Consider the following 22,161-nt stretch of genomic DNA (forward strand, 5'->3'; position numbering starts at 1 on the left):
TTTACTTCTCTAGTACCAAACGACTTACACGCACAAAGCCTGATTTGTCATCTTTACTTAAATCTAAATTCTCAATTAGCACGCCATGTGAATTAACCAGTTCATCTAACCATTCAACAAGGTTATTAAACTCAACAGAATCAATGGTTAAACGAAGTGAATTGTCATTTGGCTGCATTTTGCTAATGATAATTTGATAACGATTGCGGGTGCTATTAACGATTTGGCTTAAGCTACGGCTGCTCGTATTACGCGCGTTACCACTCGCTTTAAGTTTAATAATACTTTCATCAACCCACGCTAGCAGCTCTTGCTGTTTTATTGTGTCTTGCTCTGCTTTTTCGATAGCTGCGTTAAGTGGACGAAAGACCCCCATAACCAACACAAAAATAACAAACACACCACCTGCAACCATTACAAGTTGCTGCTCTTGTTCTTTTAACGAGCGCCAATAATTGATTATTTGGTTTTTCATGCCGCACCTCGTAACTTAATTTCACCAACGACAAAATCACCATCATTATTTAGCGAGCCTTGATCTACGGTTAAGCCACGCTGCTCTAAAATTGCTTTTACTTTACTAAATGACTGGAAATCTTTGCCGCGCGCACGAATACGTAATTCGTTACGACCTTGATCATAGCGAAGCGTTTCTGGTGTGAAATCTTTTACTTCACTAAAAATAGCAACCAGATCGTTAGTCAAATCTAAGAAGCCAGCTGTACTGCCACTTTCTATCAATGCAAGTTCGCTGCGAATTTGGCTACGAATAAGCTGAGGACGCACTTTTTTATTTGGAAAAGCACGCTGATAATTAGCAACCACTTCAGCTTTTGCGGCTTCAAGCTGGTTATTTAACTTATAAAGCTCAAGCGACTTAACACCTACACTGCAAACTAATGCAACACCTGCTGCAATAGCTGCTTTTTGCCAATAGCCCCACCAAATTGCTGATTTCTTCTTAAGCTGATAAACACCTTGGCGAAGGTTGAATTTCACCTCAGGTAACTGCTTAGCAAATAAGGCTAAAGGTAAATCGTATTGCTGCGTTTGAGCACTAAGGTTAACCGTATCAGGAAAAGCCGTTGCAGGGCTAAAGTGTGCAACATCAGGGTTACCTAATGCTGTTAAATAGCCAGCAAGCCAACTTGTCTCTACAGCGGCAATATGCCAGTTACCCTGCTTACATAGCCACTGACCATTAAGCTCAATAGCGCGTAACTGAGTGTTGTCATCGACATCAGGTAACAATAAAGCATCCGGCAGTATTTTATATACTTCGATGCCATGCTCATTAAACTCAGCCAGCCATTGCTCAAACCATTCACGATCGGTCATCGCGATGTTAATCGCGTGCTTCTCATCAATAAGTGTTGGCTCTGCAATCGCTATGAATAAGTCATCAACATCACAGGCTATTTCTTCTTCTAGCATGTAAGGAAGTGCTTGCTCTAACTTGCGGCTCCACTTGGTTGGCAATGCGACCGTTTTTAGTTGTACTTGATCACTTGGTAGTAGTACAACCACTTCCCGTGATTGTGCTCTCTCTGTTAGCTCACCAAGTTGTGTTGCATTGGCAATTTCGCCGCTAGCAATTATTTCTTGTTCTGTTGGTGAGTAAATTAGCCAGTTAAGGCTGTCTTTTAATGTTTGACCCGTACGGATCAACAATATCTCTGTCACTGTACGCCTCCAAATTTTCGCGCCAGTATCGTTACTGTACCATTAGTGGCATGGAGTAAGGTGGTCATCGAAAAACGCAGTTCTGCAAATTCAGCCTGCGTTTGTAGTTTAAAATATTCACTGTTGATACTGAATAAGTCTTCAACGGCTTTCACATTTTGTGCGCCTTGTTGATTAACCTCTTCAAAAAATGCCTCTAAATCATCATAACCATCTTGAGGACGTGATGATAATACCGCTTCAGCGCCTGAAAGACTTAAGCCATCAATAAGCGAGCTTAATATAATGGCACTTTCTACAGGTAGTGTATTAACGTTGATTTCTAATAACTCACTACCTGGAATAACACACACAAATGGTAAAATTTTCTCCATAACGAGTGGGTTAAAGCCTTTTACTAAACGAAGTTCTGACGTCGAAGCAAAATAGCTATTTGCCGTCATATATGGGTATTGTCGAGATAAGTACTCATCTTCTTCTGCACCTGAACGATAGGTAATGCTATCAGCGTCTAACCAATCAAACACGCTATCGGCCATGGCTTCTTCAGACTCATCGGTTGGCAAGTCTTCAATATTTTCTAATAATGCCAACAATGCCTTATGTGCTGGGTTCGTTTTATTATTTGGATCCGTTTGTTGATCTGGCTTTACATGCAATGCATTTAAATTCAAACATGCTTGTAAGTCTGTAATTGTGCCACTTAAGGTACCATTATCAACCGGGTAAGGGACTCCACCCTGCTGTGCCCAGACTTGCTCTAAATGCGTTTTATCAGGATCATCTTTTTTAGTTTGTTTTAGTGCTTTAATTGCCAGCTCTTCAGCTGCAAAGGCATACCATTTAGCCTGTTGATGGTTTTGAATATTACTGCTGCGCTGCACTTGCACCATTAAATTAGCACTCATCTCAACGGCTAACATAGCTGCTAGCGCCACAATAAATAGCACAATAACAAGCGCAGCACCTTTAGAACGTTTAATAGTAGTCATAGCTAACCACCCGTTCCGTTATTATTACCATTATTTGCTTGGGCAGTGACTTTGCCTTCACCTGGCACTAAAAACACTCGACGAATGGGTTCCTGTTCTATTTTTTGAATAGTGACTGCCACCGCTTTTGGCAGTGCTTTAATTTGCCACTGTTCTTGCCATTCGTCTTTATCATCTAAAAATTCAAATTTAAGGTCTTCAATGTCTTCTAAAATGACTTGTGAACGCGGTTCCATGTTATCTAGTTGATCAACATACACCCGATACACTCGCTCAAGCTTGTCATCGATAACGCGGTAACCAACCGCTTGCAGTTCAGAGCGCGGCAGTAGATTAATTGGGTTGACCCAACCATCACGAACAAAGCCAATGCCATCGTATTGGCTATCAAGAACATAACGACCAGCTAACACATACGTTTCTTGAAAATCACCGGCTTCGTTTCGAACCTGACGCTTAGTCATTTGACTAAAATCTTGGTCCATCAAACGAAATAAGGTTTGAAAGCCATTTAACTCAGCAATTGTCTCGTCTGAGGCTTCTTTTGCTTTGGTTGTCGAATCCAGTATTTGATGGGTCGATAACACCACAAAGGCTAAGATGCCCATGGCGACAATCACTTCAAGTAAGGTAAAACCGCGTTGCTTCACTACTTATCACCTTTATTCAAATAAGTAGAAAGCTCATAAACTGGGTATTCAAGCTTTTCATCGGCAAACACGTTAATGGTGACCTTTACAAAGGTTTTATCAGCAGTAGGAACCACGTCCTGACGCCAATACCATTCAAAACCAGCGAGCGTTTCAGTACCTTTAACGCCATTTTTGCCTGTCCATTTATCGCCTTTGGCGCGTTGCTCAACCATTACATTCTCAGCAACCCAAGAAGCATAAGTTTGTTCTTCAATCGACGAAAGATGATTAATATGCTCACCAGTTGCCTGCATTGCGGCAATACCGGCCATTGCACAAATAGCCAGTGCAACCATCACTTCAAGTAAGGTAAAACCTGCTGACTTATTCATTATTCAGGCTCCATACGAAACTTTACCGGGGCCATAAATTCGCCTTCGATAAAATATTGCGGTTCACGCTCTTCTTTAAGCTCGTAAACCAATTGAAACGCACTGACTTCGCCAGAAGATAAAATAAGTACCTGCGGTATTTTGAGCTTTTGTAGCTCAAGTAGGCTGTCTTCGTCACCACCGCTCATTAATTCACGCCAGTTTGACTGCTCTAATAAGTTATCTTGTGCCCAGGCTAAATCATCAAGGTTAAGAGTGAGCTTAAAGCGTTCATCAACCTTAATTGGGGCAAACAATTTTTCACGGTCAAACGTAACCCACTTATCACCGTCAAAAACTAAAAATTCAAATGTATCTTGGTCAAGATGAAAACCCAGCTCAACCTGATTTAAAATCGCAAACTCAGACGCCATATTAATCGTAGTATGTAATCTGAGCGCTTGTTTTTCGAGTTCTTCTTCAGCACCACCATCAAAACTGTAGGCAACCATTTTGGTGACAAAACCAATCACCACGAGCACCATTAATATTTCGATGAGGCTAAACCCTTTCGCGTGCTTAGCACGGCCAGCCAAACGCAAACGACCAAGGCTTACCATAATAGTAAGCCTTGATGTGTATAAGCTTTGTTCAGTTGGCTGAATTTAGGCATTATTACTTTTCTTCATCCCAGTTACCGATGTCATCATCAGTACCAGCTTCACCATCAGGACCCATTGAAAAGATATCAATTTTACCGATTTCTCCTGGGCTGATTAGTTGGTAAGGGTTACCCCATGGATCTTCTGGTAATTTCTCAAGGAAACCACCATCAGGAAAACGCTTTGGAATTGGCTCAATGCTTGTTTTATTTACTAGCGCTTCTAAGCCTTGCTCTGTGGTTGGATACGCTTTGTTTTTAAGCTTGTATAGACTTAACGCATCTTCAATTTGTTGAATATCTAAGTGTGCTTTATCGATTGCAGCTTCTTCTTGCTGACCCATGATATTTGGCGCCACAATTGACATGATCATACCGATGATAACCAGTACTACCATGACTTCTAGTAATGAGAAACCTGACTGTTTGTTCACAAAAATACCTCTAACTTTCTTCAAAAATTTATTATAGAGCGGCAGTGTTAGCTGCTAATTGCTCTAGTGTTCCCTAATTTAAAGACCTACAGCCTTATTCATTGCCATAATCGGCTGTAGTATTGCCATAACAATAAACAATACAATTACCGCCATTGAAGCAATCATCGCGGGCTCTAATAGTTTCAGAGACACGTTTACCATGCTCTCAAACTCACGATCTTGGTTATTTGCAGCACGCTCAAGCATTTGCTCAAGTTCACCTGATTTTTCACCACTGGCTATCATGTGTAGCATCATAGGTGGGAAAAGTTTGGTTTGCTGAAGTGAAGCACGAAGACTCGCCCCTTCACTCACACGTGTTGCAGCATCTTGCACTGACTTTTTCATTTTTTCGTTAACCAGTACACCACCTGAAATACGCATCCCTTCAAGTAGCGGCACTGAGCTTGACGATAAAATACTTAAAGTTCGAGCAAAACGCGCCGTATTAACACCGCGTGCTACCTTACCAATACCCGGTAAATAAAGCACTTTTTCGTCATACCAGTAACGAATATGCGGCTGCTTAAGCGCTTGCTTAATAGCCACTGCTAACACGGTTATAATGACTAAACTTATAAACCAGTAATTTTGTACAAAATTACTCGCAGCCATTACCCATTCGGTGGTCCAGGGTAATACTTGTTTTGATTTTTCGAAGGTCTTCAAGATTTTTGGTACCACAGTACCTAACAATACAGAGACAATGGCAATAGCAAATACCACAAGTATGGTTGGATAAACCATCGCCTGTGTGATTTGACTACGCATATGCTGACGTTGTTCCGTGTAATCAGCTAAACGATTTAAAACTTGGTCAAGGTGACCTGATTTTTCACCGGCTGCCACCATGGCGCGATACAAATCATCAAATACATGCGGAAACTCACTCATGCCATCTGCTAAGGTATAACCTTCAACAACCTTTGAGCGCACGGCCATTAGCATGCGCTTTAAACGCGGCTTTTCACACTGCTCAGCCACCGCCATGACAGCCCCTTCAACAGGTAATGCTGACTGGATTAAAGTTGCGAGCTGGCGAGTGATTAATGCTAAATCTGAAGTCGAAATTTTTGGTTTAAAGAAGCTACCAAATAGAGAGCCCTTTGCCCCAGTCGCTTGCTTTTCACCTTCTGCAGCAGCAACGACTTCTAAAGGCATTAAACCTTGATCGCGCAAGGTTTGGCGGATTTGCTTTACCGTATCAGCTTCAAGAATGCCTTTTTTCTCTTTACCTCTGCCATCGAGGGCTCGGTATTCAAATGCTGCCATAATTAACCTTCCTCACGTGTTACACGCAGGACTTCTTCTAAGGTAGTGCGACCTGCAAGTACGCGATTACAGCCATCTTGGCGAATACTTGGGCTATGTTTGCGAATGTATTTTTCAACACTTTGTTCGCCTTTACCGCTGTGGATCATTTCGCGAATTGTTTCATCAACAACCAGCAATTCATGAATACCAGTACGACCGCGATAACCATTAAAGTTACACTCTTCACAACCAACTGCACGATAAATTGTTGGCGGCTCAGCAGGATTAACACCTAATAACTGGCACTCACGCTCATCAGCAATGTGACCTTCTTTACAGCTATTGCATAAAGTACGTACAAGACGTTGTGACAATACACCGAGTAACGATGATGACAGTAAGAAAGGCTCCACGCCCATGTCTTCCATACGCGTGATAGCACCAGCAGCTGTATTAGTATGCAGTGTCGACATAACCAAGTGACCGGTTAATGACGCTTGCACACCAATTTGTGCCGTTTCAAGGTCACGGATTTCACCCACCATTACGACGTCAGGGTCTTGACGAAGGATGGCACGTAAGCCTCGGGCAAAGGTCATATCTACCTTGGTATTAACCTGAGTTTGACCAATACCTGGGATCTCGTACTCGATTGGATCTTCAACAGTAAGAATATTGCGGTCTCGTGAGTTGATTTGGCTCATCCCCGCATACAAGGTGGTACTTTTACCAGAACCCGTAGGGCCAGTTACTAAGATAATACCGTGCGGCTTACTGATTAAATCAGCAAACAATTCACGGTTACGCTCAGTCATACCTAAATCTTCAAGGTTCAGACGCGCGTTGTTTTTATCAAGTAGACGCAATACAACACGCTCACCAAAGCTTGATGGCATTGTCGATACACGCACATCAACAGCACGACCAGCAATACGTAAACTAATACGACCATCTTGCGGAATACGTTTTTCAGCAATATCTAGCTTTGCCATAACCTTAATACGCGACACCAGCAGTGAAGCGAGTTTACGGTTCGGCTTTAACACTTCTTTTAATACGCCATCAACCCTAAAGCGAATTACCAGCTCTTGCTCAAAGGTTTCGATATGAATATCTGAAGCACCTTCTTTGATTGCTTCGCTGAGCATTGCGTTGATCAGTTTGATGATTGGTGCATCGTCATCACCAGCAAGAAGATCTTCAGTTTGCGGTAATTCATCTGCAAGCGAGAATAAATCAACCTCGTTGCCGATATCTTCCATCATTTGCTGTGTTTCAGAACTATCACGCTGATAAGAAGCCTCAAGCAACAGCTCAAATTTGTCATCAGGTAATTGTTCTAGCGAAAAACCATGACCCGCAATGCGGCGTACTTCAAGTAAAGCATCAACATCTAACTCACCGCGGTAATACACAGTCCAGTTATCCTGATCTTTACTCAATAATACGCCTGTACGACGCGCGTACGAGAATGGCAAACGCTTGGTTGGCAAGCTAACAAGATCATCACTTGTTAGCAGCTCATCATGACTTGCCGGCGCTTCTGACGCTAACTCATCATTGATTTCTGTAATTGCATTAGTCATCGTTGCGCTCATTCGCGTTTTGTTGTTTTAGGTACTCTTCGTACGTTGGCGGTAATATCAAAGCATCATTCCATTCAGGAAGAATTGGTGCATCCGTCAACGGCATTAAATCAATACCATCTTCTTTTTGTTTGTGTTGTTCGCCACGAATAAAGTTATATTTCGAGTGGCTCAATTTATTCATGCTGATGCCATCGCGAACAATGGTAGGACGAATAAAGACAATCAGGTTACGCTTGCGCTTACTCGTGCTGGTTGAGCGGAATAAATGACCAAGTACCGGAATATCACCTAATAATGGTACTTTAGAAACACTTTCTTGCACGTCTTCATCAATCAAGCCGCCAAGTACAACCATGCCGCCATCATCAGCCATAACCGTAGTTTTAATAGCACGTTTGTTTACTGAAATATCAACCGCAGTCGCACCACTTACACTTGAAACCTCTTGTTCAATCGTTAATTGAACTGCTGAGCCATCATTGATCTGTGGTGTTACTTTCAGTTTCACACCCACTTCTTGACGTTCAACTGTTTGGAATGGGTTAGCGTTATTTGAGCCTGTTTGCGAACCTGTGATAATAGGTACTTCTTGACCAACAATCATTGATGCTTCTTCGTTATCCATGGTCGTTACAGACGGCGTAGCAAGAATATTAGAGTTAGTGTCCGTTGAAACAGCTTGGATAATTGCACCCCAGTCATTTTTAACAATACCCATTGCTAGACCATTAATACCACCAAGTAGTGAAGCAAGTGCTGTTAAGTCACCTTCTTGTGTTTCAGAGGTACTTGTCACAGTGCCAGTTTCAGTACCGACTACCGTGCCTTCAATCGTTTTATCACGCGCTTGTTCAGCAGCAACAGCTAACGAACCAACAGGTACTGTGGTGCCATTGTTGAACTGCATCATGCCGCCTTGCTCTGAAATCCACTGTAAGCCTAAGTTGATACCATCGGCTTCTAACACCTCAACGATAATAGCTTCAACTAAAACCTGAGCACGACGAACATCAAGACGTTCAATAACTTGCTCAAGCGAACGCATGGTGTCAGGCTGTGCAGTGATTACGAGTGAGTTTGAATCTGGGTGTGCTTCAATGCTTGTTTCGTTTTGATTACGTGAGCGAGTTTTTGTTGCACCGCCTTGCGCGTCTTCTGCTAATGTCTTGCTTACGCCCTGCAATACTTTTACAAGGTCTTCTGCTTTGGCGTAATTAAGATAGATAACCTTAGTATTACCTTGGTTTTCTAGCTCACCATCTAAACGGCTAATCAATTCAACAGCACGTGTACGCGCTTGTGCTTCACCACTGACAATCACACTGTTAGTACGACCATCAGCAACAACTTTAGGGATTAAAAACTCAGGAACACTCCCTTTGCCACCATCTTTGTAAATATTCTCAACAACCGACACTACATCGTCAGCGGTAGCAAATTTAAGTTTTACGATATCAACGCGCTTATCACCGGCTTGGTCAACCGAACGAATGATTTCAACTAAACGGTTAACTGACGCGGCATGACCGGTCAACATCATCACGTTTGCTGCATTGAAGTTAGCAACGTGGCCGCCATCTTTTTGATCACTAAATTGACGAACTAGCGGGCCAAGCTCTTGTACGCTTACATTTTTAACACGTACAACACGTGTCACCATCATATCGCCACTGGCTTGGTTATCTTCAGTGATCAGCGGTACGTTCGACTTTTTAGCGTCAGAACTTTTTTCAATTTTGATAATACCGTTATCCATCTCTACAGCTGAATAACCATAAACCTCAAGTACATTTAAAAAGAACTGGTAATAAAGCTTCTCGTCCATTAGCTCGTAACTGCGCACATTGACTTTGCCGCGCACATTCGGGTCAATAATGACGGTTTTATTTAGATTTTTACCAACGATATTAATAAATTCATTAATATCAGTGCCTTTAAAATTAGCCGCATACTCAACAGCAGATACTGAAAGCGATAATCCTGTTAATAAAAAAAGCGCTGCATATTTAGCTAACCCTTTTTTGATTTTTGTGAGGTGTAGCGCGTGAACCATTCTATAAAAACTCCAAAGCTAGTTATTGCAGGCTAAATTGCACATCAATTTGCTCACCATCGCGTTCGATAGTGATACTTGCGTCAGTACTATTTCGTAATTCGTTTATTGCTGACATTGCCTGTTTCAAATCATTTAATTGATAGCCATTAATCGCAATAGCTAAATCATTATTCATTAGTCCCATCTGCTTGAATAGAGCAGGATCTTTACCTGGGCTTAAGCGATAACCCACTAACTCGCCATCAACCATCGCTTGAGAGACGCGAATGTAGTCAAATAGTTTACCGGGATCGTCTAATACTTCTTCACGCGTTTCGATAAGCGCTTCTTTTACATCTTCATCTTCAGTCGCATTTATTTCATTATTTTCGACAAGCTGAGGGCCTGCGGTTAATTCTGACTCTTTGCGCTCCGCCAATACAGGCATAGAGACTTTTTTAGTAAAGTCGAGGCCATCCAGCATTAAGGTTTCAAAGCGGCCGCTTACATCTAAAATTACTCGGTCAGGTAATACTTGAGCAAGCTTGGCACGAGTGCCTTTAATTGCATCATCGACAACATAGGTTTCTTGCTTGCCTTGAGATTCAATAATAGCAAGACCCGCTTGATCATTTTGGCTGACCGCAACAATACCAGTTAGGTTAATACTTAGACGTGTTTCAGGGGCGTTGTTAATGACTTGATTTTGTTTCGCGGCAGGTTTCTTAGTTTCGACAACAACTTTGCCGAATAGATTTTGTTCAATAATTTGGCGAGAGCTGACTGTCTCAACTCGTTTAGCCATGCTGTTAACACCGGTTACTGGCAGTGCTCTTGTATCGGGTTCTGGCCACACAAGCCAAAACAGCTTAGATGACAAAAAAGCAATGTAAACAAGAACTAACAGCACTACAAATGCACTTAGCTTGGCATGAGGTAAGCCGTTTAAAAACTGTTTAACTTGTTGTAAGTGTTGATCCATAAACTCTATTTCTTATTTTAATTTACTGCTTGATAGCTGGCCTATAGTACCTTTTCATTTTTCATTCAACAAGCGCACGTATATTAAACTTTGTAAACAAGGTAATTTCGACAAACAGGGGCTGCAAGGAATAACTATGACTATTTCTTTGTGATTAAGTTTCATGGTAAATTTTGCCTATATATAAGCAGCTTTAAAAGAGCACAATTGTGTCAAAAGGTAACACTCAAAAGTCGCAAGACAAACAAGACGAATTAAGCGTGCGCCTTGATAAATGGTTATGGGCTGCCCGCTTTTATAAAACCCGCTCAATAGCACGAGACATGGTGCAAGGCGGCAAAGTACATTATAATGGACAACGTACCAAGCCCAGCAAAATTGTCGAAGTAGGTGCAGTGGTAAAACTGCTACAAGGGGTCGACGAAAAGGTTGTGACAATCGAAAAGATCCTTGAAAAACGTCAAGGTGCCCCCATTGCACAAACCTTATATCAAGAAACTCAAGCTAGTATTGAGAAACGCGAAGCAAATGCTATCGCCCGAAAGAACAACAGCTTCTTTGCTCCACATCCTGATCGTAAACCAGATAAGAAGCAAAGACGTGAACTGTTAAAAATGAAATCAAGTTAGGTAATGCAACTCATGCAACAAGATTTACTTCATCGTTATATATTTGATCAGCTCGATGTACGTGGCGAACTCGTACAAATTGAAAACACTTATCAAGAGATGATCGCAAACCATAATTACCCAGCACCTGTGCAAACCTTATTAGGTGAACTACTTGTTGCTACCTGCTTATTAACAGCTACTTTAAAGTTTGAAGGCGAAATTGCCGTTCAACTACAAGGCGACGGCCCTGTTAAATATGCGGTAATTAATGGTGACGATAAACAAAACATGCGAGGCATCGCACGTCTACAAGGTGAAGTAACCGGTAGCTCAATAAAAGACTTAATTGGTAATGGCTATATGGTTATTACAATTACGCCAACTAAAGGTGAGCGATACCAAGGTATTGTACCGTTAGAGCACGATAGCTTAGATAAATGCCTTGAAAACTATTTTGAGCAATCGGAACAGTTAAAAACACGTCTTTGGTTTGCGACTGAAGTAACAGCAGACACAGCCAAAGCTGCTGGCTTATTCTTGCAAGTATTACCTGTAAATAAAGACAAGTCAGTTGAAGACTTCACTCATCTTGAAGCGATCAGTAACACGATTAAAGATGAAGAGTTGCTAGGTTTAGATGCCAATACTGTGCTGACTCGACTTTACCATGAAGATAATCCTCAGTTATTCGAACCACAGTCTATTAGCTTCCGTTGTGGCTGTAGCAGAGACAAAACAATTGCTGCATTAGTAAATGTAGGTCAAGACGAATTACTTGCCGATGTGCAAGCAAATGGTGAAGTAAAAATTAGCTGTCATTATTGCTTAAAAGATTACATCTTTAACGAGCAAGATATTAAAGCCATATTTAATTAATACACCATAATAAATATTATTATATTAAAAGCCGCCATCAGTGCGGCTTTTTTATTAAAAAAAATATCAAAACTAATGATACCGGTGTCATGAAAAAGCGCCATTTTATGACACCGGTATCATTGAAATTATTCATGTTTTTTGCCAAATATATGCCTTTTTAAGCCCTTCAGACACTCGAATATCCCTAATCCTTCTGTTACTATTATTTTAGCAAAAGGGAAAACTAAGAACCCCAGAGCTATCCCGTTCAATCTCTCACAATTTAGGTATAAACATGACTGCAAACGCTACTAGTTTTGTTGATCTTACAGCAGCTGAACTTGTCGAACACGCTATTCGTCGTGGCGAAGGGACTCTAGCCGCTAATGGTGCTTTTGTTGCTAAAACCGGTGTGCGCACTGGCCGCTCTCCAAAAGATCGTTTTATTGTTCAAGAGCCAAGCACTGAAAACGAAATCCAATGGGGCAACGTAAACCGCCCATTCGATGCAGACAAGTTTGATGCGTTATGGGCCCGTGTAGAAGAGCACGTGAAAAGCAACGACCACTTCATCTCTCACCTAGAAGTTGGCGCTGATCCTGAGCACTATTTACCAGTTGTAGTTACAACAGAAACTGCATGGCATCATATTTTTGCCAAAAACATGTTTATCGAACCTCAAACATACAATACTGCTGATTTCCCTGAGTGGCAGGTAATGAATGTACCTTCATTTGTATGTGACCCAGAGCGTGATGGCACTAACAGTGACGGCACTGTAATCATTAACTTCGCACAACGTAAAGTACTACTAGCTGGTATGCGCTACGCAGGCGAAATGAAGAAATCAATGTTCTCTGTACAAAACTTCCTACTTCCTGCAAAAGGTGTATTACCAATGCACTGCTCTGCAAACGTAGGTGAAGCAGGCGATACTGCGTTATTCTTCGGTCTATCTGGTACAGGTAAAACAACATTATCTGCAGATCCTACTCGTTTCCTTATTGGTGATGACGAGCACGGTTGGGCACCTGGTAGCGTATTTAATATCGAAGGTGGTTGTTACGCTAAATGTATCGACCTTTCACAAAAGAACGAACCAGTTATTTGGAATGCAATTCGCTTCGGTACAATCTTAGAAAACGTGGTACTTGACGAAAATCGTGTACCAGATTTCCATGATACAAGCCTGACACAAAATAGCCGCGCAGCTTACCCGCTTGAGCACGTTGAAAAACGTAAAGTAGAAAACCGTGCTGGCGAGCCAAAAGCCGTTGTGTTCTTAACATGTGACGTAAGTGGTGTATTACCACCAGTTTCAGTACTAACTGAAGAAGCTGCTGCATACCACTTCTTAAGCGGTTACACTGCGAAAGTAGGTTCAACTGAAATCGGTTCAACAAGCGACATCGAGTCTACGTTCTCAACATGTTTCGGTGCTCCGTTCTTCCCACGTCCTGCTGGCGTTTATGCAGAGCTTCTAATGAAGCGTGTACGTGAATTCGGCGCTAAAGTATACCTAGTTAACACAGGTTGGACAGGTGGCCCTTACGGTACTGGTCAACGCTTCGATATCCCGACTACACGTGCTGTAGTTGATGCAATCGTATCAGGTAAACTGGCAGATGTTGAAACTCAACACATCGACGTTCTAAACCTAGATGTACCAGTTGCAGTTCCAGGTGTAGACAGCCAACTTCTTAACCCAATCAACACATGGGAAGATAAAGAGAAGTACGCAGAATACGCAAACAAGCTAGCTTCTGACTTCACTGAAAACTTCGCTAAATACGATGTTTCAGAAGCAATCAAATCAGCAGGTCCAAAAGCTTAATATCAAGCTTACCCTCAGATTAAAAAACGCCAGCTATATGCTGGCGTTTTTGTTTTTGGGGGATGAGTTTGAGTTACGAGTTGCGAGAGTAAAGTTAGCGAGGGGAAAGTTTGAAGGTCTGGCGTAGGTTGGGTAGAGCGAAGTGAAACCCAACACATCACAGGGCTATCAGCTTTCAGCCGTCAGCGATCAGCCGCGCGGTGTGGGTGATTGTTGCTGCGTCTTCCTATGCAATTAGGCTCTAGGCTCTAGGCTCTAGGCTCTAGGCTCTAGGCTCTAGGCTCTAGGCAAAGTGTACTTGTAGGAATGGCTTAGCCGTGAATGTTTTTGTAAAGGTCTGAATTCGGCACAGAAGTGCCTCCTACGGGGTTTTGTTACTGAGGGTAACTCAGTTACATAACAACCCGGTAGATCAACTAACATCTATTATCTGACGTTTGAGATTCTTATCACGTAGGAATGGCTTTAGCCATGAATTTGTTTGTTATGGTCTAGATTCGGCACTGAAGTGCCTCCTACAGGGGTTTGTTGCTGAGGGAGACTCAGTTACCTAACAACCCGGTAGATCAACTGACATCTAATATCTGACGTCTGAGATTCTTATCACGTAGGAATGGCTTTAGCCGTGAATGTGTTTGTTAAGGTCTGAATTAGGCACTGAAGTGCCTCCTACGGGGGTTGTTGCTGAGGGTGACTCTGTACTAAACACCACACAGTTCAACTGACATCTGAGATACGTATCACGTAGGAATGGCTTTAGCCATGAGTGTGTTTGTTAAGGTCTAGATTCGGCACTGAAGTGCCTCCTACGGGGGTTGTTGCTGAGGGAGTCTCTGTACAGGACAACCCCACATTTCAACTGACGTCTGACGGCTGAAAGCTGACAGCTTCAAACACAAAAAAGCCCGACTCTTTCGAATCGGGCTTTCTTTAATTTGGAGCCTGGCGATGACCTACTTTCACATAGCAGCTGCTACACTATCATCGGCGCTGTTTCGTTTCACTACTGAGTTCGGCATGGGGTCAGGTGGGTCCAAAACGCTATTGTCACCAAGCAAAAGGCGTGGAAAGGATTCTCGACAAAGCGCGTAGCGCTTACGAGTCCTTTGCGCAAGGTGAACTGATTTCGCGTTAAGCGTTGCGGTTCACCCTACATAAATCTGGAAATCTGATATTTTCTTACAGCTTAAAGCTTATGGCTTACAGCTTCGTAAAATCTACTTTAGTTTCTTAACTTCTGTCTGTTACGCTGTCATAAAACGCGTTTGGCGTTGTATGGTTAAGCCTCACGGGTAATTAGTACAGGTTAGCTTAATGGCTCGCACCACTTCCACATCCTGCCTATCAACGTTGTAGTCTTCAACGGCCCTTCAGAGACTTTAAAAGTCTAGTGAGAACTCATCTCGAGGCCTGCTTCGCGCTTAGATGCTTTCAGCGCTTATCAGTTCCGAACGTAGCTACCGGGCAGTGCCATTGGCATGACAACCCGAACACCAGCGGTTCGTTCACTCCGGTCCTCTCGTACTAGGAGCAACCCCTCTCAATTCTCAAACGCCCACGGCAGATAGGGACCGAACTGTCTCACGACGTTCTAAACCCAGCTCGCGTACCACTTTAAATGGCGAACAGCCATACCCTTGGGACCGACTTCAGCCCCAGGATGTGATGAGCCGACATCGAGGTGCCAAACACCGCCGTCGATATGAACTCTTGGGCGGTATCAGCCTGTTATCCCCGGAGTACCTTTTATCCGTTGAGCGATGGCCCTTCCATTCAGAACCACCGGATCACTATGACCTACTTTCGTACCTGCTCGACGTGTCTGTCTCGCAGTTAAGCTGGCTTCTACCATTACACTAACCGTACGATGTCCGACCGTACTTAGCCAACCTTCGTGCTCCTCCGTTACTCTTTGGGAGGAGACCGCCCCAGTCAAACTACCCACCAGGCACTGTCCGTAATCCCGATTAGGGACCAACGTTAGAACATCAACACTACAAGGGTGGTATTTCAAGGACGGCTCCACAAAGACTAGCGTCTCTGCTTCAAAGCCTCCCACCTATCCTACACATGTAGGGTCAATGTTCAGTGCCAAGCTGTAGTAAAGGTTCACGGGGTCTTTCCGTCTAGCCGCGGGTACACAGCATCTTCACTGCGATTTCAATTTCACTGAGTCTCGGGTGGAGACAGCGTGGCCATGGTTACACCATTCGTGCAGGTCGGAACTTACCCGACAAGGAATTTCGCTACCTTAGGACCGTTATAGTTACGGCCGCCGTTTACCGGGGCTTCGATCAAGAGCTTCGTCCGAAAACTAACCCCATCAATTAACCTTCCGGCACCGGGCAGGTGTCACACCGTATACGTCATCTTGCGATTTTGCACAGTGCTGTGTTTTTAATAAACAGTCCCAGCCACCTGGTCACTGCGGCTCCCGTCCGCTTAGAGAGCAAGTCTCATCACAGATAGGAGCGTACCTTCTCCCGAAGTTACGGTACAATTTTGCCTAGTTCCTTCACCCGAGTTCTCTCAAGCGCCTTAGTATTCTCTACCTGACCACCTGTGTCGGTTTGGGGTACGATTCGGTATAATCTGAAGCTTAGAGGCTTTTCCTGGAAGTATGGCATCAACAACTTCACACCCTTGGGTGCTCGTCTCGTGTCTCAGTCTTAAGAGTCCGGATTTTCCTAAACTCTCAACCTACTCACTTTCACATGGACAACCAACGCCATGCTTGTTTAGCCTGCTCCGTCCCCCCATCGCAATTATACCAAGTACGGGAATATTAACCCGTTTCCCATCGACTACGCCTTTCGGCCTCGCCTTAGGGGTCGACTTACCCTACCCTGATTAACATGGGATAGGAACCCTTGGTCTTCCGGCGTGCGGGTTTTTCACCCGCATTATCGTTACTCATGTCAGCATTCGCACTTCTGATACCTCCAGCATACCTCCCGGTACACCTTCAACGGCTTACAGAACGCTCCCCTACCACTCATACAAAGTATGAATCCGCAGCTTCGGTGCATAGTTTAGCCCCGTTACATCTTCCGCGCAGACCGACTCGACCAGTGAGCTATTACGCTTTCTTTAAAGGATGGCTGCTTCTAAGCCAACCTCCTGGCTGTCTGGGCCTTTCCACATCGTTTCCCACTTAACTATGACTTTGGGACCTTAGCTGGCGGTCTGGGTTGTTTCCCTCTTCACGACGGACGTTAGCACCCGCCGTGTGTCTCCCGGATAGTACTTTACGGTATTCGGAGTTTGCAAAGGGTTGGTAAGTCGGGATGACCCCCTAGCCTTAACAGTGCTCTACCCCCGTAAGTATTCGTCCGAGGCTCTACCTAAATAGATTTCGGGGAGAACCAGCTATCTCCCGGTTTGATTAGCCTTTCACTCCTAGCCACAGGTCATCCCCTAACTTTTCAACGTTAGTGGGTTCGGTCCTCCAGTTGATGTTACTCAACCTTCAACCTGCCCATGGCTAGATCACCGGGTTTCGGGTCTATACCTTGCAACTATACGCCCAGTTAAGACTCGGTTTCCCTACGGCTACCCTAATCGGTTAACCTCGCTACAAAATATAAGTCGCTGACCCATTATACAAAAGGTACGCAGTCACCCTCGAAGGGCTCCTACTGCTTGTACGTACACGGTTTCAGGTTCTATTTCACTCCCCTCACAGGGGTTCTTTTCGCCTTTCCCTCACGGTACTGGTTCACTATCGGTCAGTTGGGAGTATTTAGCCTTAGATGATGGTCCACCTATATTCAGTCAAAGTTTCACGTGCTCCGACCTACTCGATTTCACTTAAGATGCATTTTCGTGTACGGGACTATCACCCTGTATCGTCAAACTTTCCAGAATGTTCCACTAACACATAATAAGCTTAAGGGCTGGTCCGGTTTCGCTCGCCGCTACTTCCGGAATCTCGGTTGATTTCTGTTCCTACGGGTACTTAGATGTTTCAGTTCTCCGCGTTCGCCTCTTACACCTATGTATTCAGTGCAAGATACCTGCAAGCAGGTGGGTTTCCCCATTCGGAAATCCTAGTCTCAAGCGCTTTTTACTAGCTTGACTAGGCTTATCGCAAGTTAATACGTCCTTCATCGCCTCCAACTGCCAAGGCATCCACCGTGTACGCTTAGTCACTTAACCATACAACCCAAACGGGTCTTTGTTAGTGACAGCTGTTAACTTCGCCAGAAGTTAATTCATCAAATAATGATGAGAATACTAAAGTAGATACCAATTAATCTTTCGATTAATGGCATATTTTTTACTTTTGAAAACTCTTTATAGATACGAATATCTATAAGAATTTTAATATCAGCTTTCCAAATTTTTAAAGAGCATATTAATTAGTTAAACCAAACGGTTTAGCTAACTAACAATCATCTGTGTGGACACTACGAACAAATAAGTTCTAAATCGTATAAGGAGGTGATCCAGCCCCAGGTTCCCCTAGGGCTACCTTGTTACGACTTCACCCCAGTCATGAATCACTCCGTGGTGAACGTCCTCCCGAAGGTTAGACTATCCACTTCTGGAGCAACCCACTCCCATGGTGTGACGGGCGGTGTGTACAAGGCCCGGGAACGTATTCACCGCGTCATTCTGATACGCGATTACTAGCGATTCCGACTTCATGGAGTCGAGTTGCAGACTCCAATCCGGACTACGACGCACTTTAAGTGATTCGCTTACCCTCGCAGGTTCGCAGCACTCTGTATGCGCCATTGTAGCACGTGTGTAGCCCTACACGTAAGGGCCATGATGACTTGACGTCGTCCCCACCTTCCTCCGGTTTATCACCGGCAGTCTCCTTAGAGTTCCCGACCGAATCGCTGGCAACTAAGGATAGGGGTTGCGCTCGTTGCGGGACTTAACCCAACATCTCACAACACGAGCTGACGACAGCCATGCAGCACCTGTATCAGAGTTCCCGAAGGCACCAAACCATCTCTGGTAAGTTCTCTGTATGTCAAGTGTAGGTAAGGTTCTTCGCGTTGCATCGAATTAAACCACATGCTCCACCGCTTGTGCGGGCCCCCGTCAATTCATTTGAGTTTTAACCTTGCGGCCGTACTCCCCAGGCGGTCTACTTAATGCGTTAGCTTTGAAAAACAAGTCCGAAGACCCGAGCTTCTAGTAGACATCGTTTACGGCGTGGACTACCAGGGTATCTAATCCTGTTTGCTCCCCACGCTTTCGTACATGAGCGTCAGTGTTGACCCAGGTGGCTGCCTTCGCCATCGGTATTCCTTCAGATCTCTACGCATTTCACCGCTACACCTGAAATTCTACCACCCTCTATCACACTCTAGTTTGCCAGTTCGAAATGCAGTTCCCAGGTTGAGCCCGGGGCTTTCACATCTCGCTTAACAAACCGCCTGCGTACGCTTTACGCCCAGTAATTCCGATTAACGCTCGCACCCTCCGTATTACCGCGGCTGCTGGCACGGAGTTAGCCGGTGCTTCTTCTGTAAGTAACGTCACAGCTAAGTGCTATTAACACTTAACCTTTCCTCCTTACTGAAAGTGCTTTACAACCCGAAGGCCTTCTTCACACACGCGGCATGGCTGCATCAGGCTTGCGCCCATTGTGCAATATTCCCCACTGCTGCCTCCCGTAGGAGTCTGGGCCGTGTCTCAGTCCCAGTGTGGCTGATCATCCTCTCAAACCAGCTAGGGATCGTCGCCTTGGTGAGCCATTACCTCACCAACTAGCTAATCCCACTTGGGCTAATCTTATGGCGTGAGGCCCGAAGGTCCCCCACTTTGGTCCGTAGACATCATGCGGTATTAGCAGTCGTTTCCAACTGTTGTCCCCCACCATAAGGCATATTCCCAAGCATTACTCACCCGTCCGCCGCTCGACGCCAGAGGTGCAAGCACCTCTTCGTTTCCGCTCGACTTGCATGTGTTAGGCCTGCCGCCAGCGTTCAATCTGAGCCATGATCAAACTCTTCAATTAAAAGTTTTTTTGAAACCGAAGTTTCGTGCTCAATGAATTCTGAATTTTGATATCTTTCGATATCGAATTGACTGTGCTGAAACAAGTAAACTTGTTTCCGTTGGTCACTCAGTTCAATTGAGACTCTAAATTTGTTTGCGTTACTTAGTAAACTAAGCTTCGCTGTTAGAACTCAATCTGTACGAGTGCCCACACAGATGATTGCTTTATATTGTTAAAGAACGTTTGAGATACTTTCGCGTCTCAAGGGCTGTGCATTCTACGCAAGCCGTTATTTTTGTCAACACTTAATTTTGAGAAAAGTTTATTTTTTCAAAACTCAGTGTTACTTGACTCAACCAACTCGTCGTTTTGCTTTTTTGTAAGCAGTCCGCCGTGTCGGTGGATGCGCATTATAGGGAGATCCGAATTGAGATCAACTGTTTTTTGAAGTTTTTATGAAAAAAATGACTGTTCGTGCAAAATACGAACGAAACGGGTGAAAATAGCACTAAATTACTCGTATTATGGCTATTTAGGCAGTGTATTTTATAAATGAGCTTGTTTTTAAGTTGTATAGAAGATGATTTAACTATTAAAGAACGCGAATTGATCTTTATATGTGATCTTAATTGCTAGGTGCTAGGTGCTAGGTGCTAGGTGCTTCAAGGTTGTATGGTAATGTTTGGGGTTGATAGAGCTGTTTTATTGGTAGTGAATTTTTAGTAGTGAATTTTAGAAAGTAAAAAGCCGAGCATAAGCTCGGCTTTTTGGTGTCTTTACGACTTACTCTGCAGACTGCGCGTCTTCTTGAACTTCTTCGTTTGTCGCTGGGCGACCAACTAGTTCAATATAAGCCATTGGTGCATTATCACCAGCACGGAAGCCACACTTAAGAATACGAGTGTAACCACCAGGACGGTCTGTATTACGTGGACCGATTTCGCTGAATAATTTACCAACTACTTCATTATCACGCGTGCGAGCAAACGCTAAACGGCGGTTTGCTACACTGTCAGTCTTAGCCAGTGTGATTAAAGGTTCAATTACACGGCGCAACTCTTTAGCTTTAGGCAAAGTTGTTTTGATGATTTCATGTTTCACCAAAGAACCAGCCATGTTGCTGAACATCGCTTTGCGATGGCTGCTGTTACGGTTTAATTGACGACCACTCTTACGATGGCGCATGACCCTATCCTTCTAACTAAACTAATATAGTGATTTAGATTATTCAGCTAGGCTTGCAGGCGGCCAATTTTCTAGGCGCATACCTAGAGAAAGACCACGTGAAGCTAGCACGTCTTTAATTTCAGTTAGAGACTTCCTACCTAAGTTAGGCGTTTTAAGAAGCTCAACTTCAGTGCGCTGAACTAAATCACCGATATATTGAATTTGCTCGGCTTTCAAACAGTTTGCTGAACGTACTGTTAGCTCAAGATCATCAACTGGACGAAGCAGAATAGGATCGAATTCTGGCTTCTCTTCTTTCTCTTCTGGCTCAGTTACATCACGTAAATCTACGAATGCATCTAATTGCTCAGCTAAGATAGTAGACGCACGGCGGATCGCTTCTTCAGGATCTAAAGTGCCGTTTGTTTCCATATCAATGATTAACTTGTCTAAGTCTGTACGTTGCTCAACACGGGCTGATTCAACCGAGTACGCAATACGTTCAACTGGGCTGAATGATGCATCAAGCAGCAGACGACCAATTGGACGCTCATCGTCATCAGAGGATAAACGACTAGATGCCGGCACATAACCGCGACCGCGCTCAACACGAATACGCATGCTGATCTCGCTGCTATCTGTCGTAAGGTGACAGATAACGTGATCTGGGTTGGCAATTGTTACATCACCATCGTGCTGAATATCAGCCGCAGTCACAGGGCCTACACCAGATTTAGTCAGGGTCAGAAAAACTTCATCTTTGCCTTCTAAAGTTACTGCTAGACCTTTAAGGTTTAACAGAATTTCAATGATGTCTTCTTGTACGCCCTCTTTCGCGCTGTACTCATGCAATACACCGTCGATTTCTACTTCAGTTACTGCACATCCAGGCATAGATGATAACAGTATACGGCGTAAGGCATTACCCAAAGTGTGACCGAAGCCACGCTCTAATGGTTCTAAAACTACTTTAGAACGCGTTGGGTTGATAGCGTCGATATCGACTAACCTTGGTTTTAGGAATTCGGTAACAGAACCCTGCATTTTATCCTCTCTT

The 22,161-nt window shown here is 43.9% G+C and carries 16 protein-coding genes and 3 rRNA genes; 3 read left to right on the plus strand and 16 right to left on the minus strand.

Annotation, left to right across the window (positions count from 1 at the left end; genetic code table 11):
- Position 1 precedes the first annotated feature (1 nt).
- The 11 genes from J8Z28_RS16145 to gspC all read right to left on the minus strand — a co-directional run bounded on the left by J8Z28_RS16145 (position 2) and on the right by gspC (position 10,675).
- The gene (locus tag J8Z28_RS16145; RefSeq protein WP_062564369.1) at positions 2-475 is read right to left on the minus strand and encodes a type II secretion system protein M; all 474 of its coding nucleotides are present in this window, start codon (positions 473-475) and stop codon (positions 2-4) included.
- On the minus strand, positions 472-1,683 hold the full coding sequence (gene gspL, locus J8Z28_RS16150; RefSeq protein WP_055022237.1) for a type II secretion system protein GspL: 1,212 nt from the start codon (positions 1,681-1,683) through the stop codon (positions 472-474). Before gspL ends, J8Z28_RS16145 begins: the two co-directional genes overlap by 4 nt.
- Positions 1,680-2,675: a type II secretion system minor pseudopilin GspK gene (gene gspK, locus J8Z28_RS16155; protein ID WP_062564370.1), complete on the minus strand. Its 996-nt coding sequence runs from the start codon at positions 2,673-2,675 to the stop codon at positions 1,680-1,682. The genes gspL and gspK overlap by 4 nt, the downstream gene beginning before the upstream one ends.
- A gap of 2 nt (positions 2,676-2,677) precedes the next feature.
- Complete coding sequence (gene gspJ, locus J8Z28_RS16160; RefSeq protein WP_062564371.1) at positions 2,678-3,325, minus strand: type II secretion system minor pseudopilin GspJ; 648 nt, start codon at positions 3,323-3,325, stop codon at positions 2,678-2,680.
- Entirely contained in the window at positions 3,325-3,699 is a 375-nt protein-coding gene (gene gspI / locus J8Z28_RS16165) for a type II secretion system minor pseudopilin GspI (RefSeq protein ID WP_054564054.1), read from the minus strand. Before gspI ends, gspJ begins: the two co-directional genes overlap by 1 nt.
- A complete protein-coding gene (locus J8Z28_RS16170) occupies positions 3,699-4,298 on the minus strand; it encodes a prepilin-type N-terminal cleavage/methylation domain-containing protein (RefSeq protein ID WP_054564053.1) in 600 nt (199 codons plus the stop codon). Before J8Z28_RS16170 ends, gspI begins: the two co-directional genes overlap by 1 nt.
- Positions 4,299-4,353: 55 nt before the next feature.
- Complete coding sequence (gene gspG, locus J8Z28_RS16175; RefSeq protein WP_054554843.1) at positions 4,354-4,773, minus strand: type II secretion system major pseudopilin GspG; 420 nt, start codon at positions 4,771-4,773, stop codon at positions 4,354-4,356.
- A 78-nt stretch (positions 4,774-4,851) separates the two neighbouring features.
- Positions 4,852-6,087, minus strand: coding sequence for a type II secretion system inner membrane protein GspF (gspF, locus tag J8Z28_RS16180; protein WP_062564372.1), 1,236 nt, complete (start codon positions 6,085-6,087; stop codon positions 4,852-4,854).
- A 2-nt stretch (positions 6,088-6,089) separates the two neighbouring features.
- Complete coding sequence (gspE, locus tag J8Z28_RS16185; protein WP_054564050.1) at positions 6,090-7,655, minus strand: type II secretion system ATPase GspE; 1,566 nt, start codon at positions 7,653-7,655, stop codon at positions 6,090-6,092.
- Positions 7,648-9,711: a type II secretion system secretin GspD gene (gene gspD / locus J8Z28_RS16190; protein WP_054564049.1), complete on the minus strand. Its 2,064-nt coding sequence runs from the start codon at positions 9,709-9,711 to the stop codon at positions 7,648-7,650. The genes gspE and gspD overlap by 8 nt, the downstream gene beginning before the upstream one ends.
- Before the next feature lie 22 nt (positions 9,712-9,733).
- Entirely contained in the window at positions 9,734-10,675 is a 942-nt protein-coding gene (gspC, locus tag J8Z28_RS16195; protein WP_062564373.1) for a type II secretion system protein GspC, read from the minus strand.
- Between the two features lie 206 nt (positions 10,676-10,881).
- On the opposite strand from gspC, the gene hslR reads away from it, so the two are divergent.
- From hslR to J8Z28_RS16210, 3 genes are all read left to right on the plus strand, one after another.
- Entirely contained in the window at positions 10,882-11,304 is a 423-nt protein-coding gene (gene hslR / locus J8Z28_RS16200; protein WP_370316790.1) for a ribosome-associated heat shock protein Hsp15, read from the plus strand.
- Positions 11,305-11,316: 12 nt separating this feature from the next.
- Positions 11,317-12,162: an Hsp33 family molecular chaperone HslO gene (gene hslO, locus J8Z28_RS16205; protein ID WP_058584593.1), complete on the plus strand. Its 846-nt coding sequence runs from the start codon at positions 11,317-11,319 to the stop codon at positions 12,160-12,162.
- 277 nt (positions 12,163-12,439) lie between these two features.
- The gene (locus tag J8Z28_RS16210) at positions 12,440-13,978 is read left to right on the plus strand and encodes a phosphoenolpyruvate carboxykinase (RefSeq protein ID WP_055199452.1); all 1,539 of its coding nucleotides are present in this window, start codon (positions 12,440-12,442) and stop codon (positions 13,976-13,978) included.
- Between the two features lie 940 nt (positions 13,979-14,918).
- On the opposite strand, the gene rrf is transcribed toward J8Z28_RS16210, so the two are convergent.
- The 5 genes from rrf to J8Z28_RS16235 form a co-directional block, all read right to left on the minus strand.
- A 5S ribosomal RNA gene (rrf, locus tag J8Z28_RS16215) occupies positions 14,919-15,033 on the minus strand.
- A gap of 220 nt (positions 15,034-15,253) precedes the next feature.
- Positions 15,254-18,136, minus strand: a 23S ribosomal RNA gene (locus J8Z28_RS16220).
- A 278-nt stretch (positions 18,137-18,414) separates the two neighbouring features.
- Positions 18,415-19,955, minus strand: a 16S ribosomal RNA gene (locus J8Z28_RS16225).
- Together the 16S, 23S and 5S rRNA genes form the textbook arrangement of a ribosomal RNA operon.
- 765 nt (positions 19,956-20,720) lie before the next feature.
- On the minus strand, positions 20,721-21,122 hold the full coding sequence (rplQ, locus tag J8Z28_RS16230) for a 50S ribosomal protein L17 (RefSeq protein ID WP_004589197.1): 402 nt from the start codon (positions 21,120-21,122) through the stop codon (positions 20,721-20,723).
- A 39-nt stretch (positions 21,123-21,161) separates the two neighbouring features.
- Complete coding sequence (locus tag J8Z28_RS16235) at positions 21,162-22,148, minus strand: DNA-directed RNA polymerase subunit alpha (protein WP_250659678.1); 987 nt, start codon at positions 22,146-22,148, stop codon at positions 21,162-21,164.
- Between the last annotated feature and the right edge of the window lie 13 nt (positions 22,149-22,161).

The sequence above is a fragment of the Pseudoalteromonas sp. SCSIO 43088 genome (assembly GCF_023650795.1).
Classification (GTDB): domain Bacteria; phylum Pseudomonadota; class Gammaproteobacteria; order Enterobacterales; family Alteromonadaceae; genus Pseudoalteromonas; species Pseudoalteromonas shioyasakiensis.

What these genes read in the sequence shown, in the direction of transcription:
- J8Z28_RS16145 (WP_062564369.1), bottom strand. Translation starts at nt 475, where the DNA reads ATGAAAAACCAAATAATCAATTATTGGCGCTCGTTAAAAGAACAAGAG.
- gspK (WP_062564370.1), bottom strand. Translation starts at nt 2,675, where the DNA reads ATGACTACTATTAAACGTTCTAAAGGTGCTGCGCTTGTTATTGTGCTA.
- gspI (WP_054564054.1), bottom strand. Translation starts at nt 3,699, where the DNA reads ATGAATAAGTCAGCAGGTTTTACCTTACTTGAAGTGATGGTTGCACTG.
- J8Z28_RS16170 (WP_054564053.1), bottom strand. Translation starts at nt 4,298, where the DNA reads ATGGTAAGCCTTGGTCGTTTGCGTTTGGCTGGCCGTGCTAAGCACGCG.
- gspF (WP_062564372.1), bottom strand. Translation starts at nt 6,087, where the DNA reads ATGGCAGCATTTGAATACCGAGCCCTCGATGGCAGAGGTAAAGAGAAA.
- gspE (WP_054564050.1), bottom strand. Translation starts at nt 7,655, where the DNA reads ATGACTAATGCAATTACAGAAATCAATGATGAGTTAGCGTCAGAAGCG.
- gspD (WP_054564049.1), bottom strand. Translation starts at nt 9,711, where the DNA reads ATGGTTCACGCGCTACACCTCACAAAAATCAAAAAAGGGTTAGCTAAA.
- gspC (WP_062564373.1), bottom strand. Translation starts at nt 10,675, where the DNA reads ATGGATCAACACTTACAACAAGTTAAACAGTTTTTAAACGGCTTACCT.
- hslO (WP_058584593.1), top strand. Translation starts at nt 11,317, where the DNA reads ATGCAACAAGATTTACTTCATCGTTATATATTTGATCAGCTCGATGTA.
- J8Z28_RS16210 (WP_055199452.1), top strand. Translation starts at nt 12,440, where the DNA reads ATGACTGCAAACGCTACTAGTTTTGTTGATCTTACAGCAGCTGAACTT.
- rplQ (WP_004589197.1), bottom strand. Translation starts at nt 21,122, where the DNA reads ATGCGCCATCGTAAGAGTGGTCGTCAATTAAACCGTAACAGCAGCCAT.
- J8Z28_RS16235 (WP_250659678.1), bottom strand. Translation starts at nt 22,148, where the DNA reads ATGCAGGGTTCTGTTACCGAATTCCTAAAACCAAGGTTAGTCGATATC.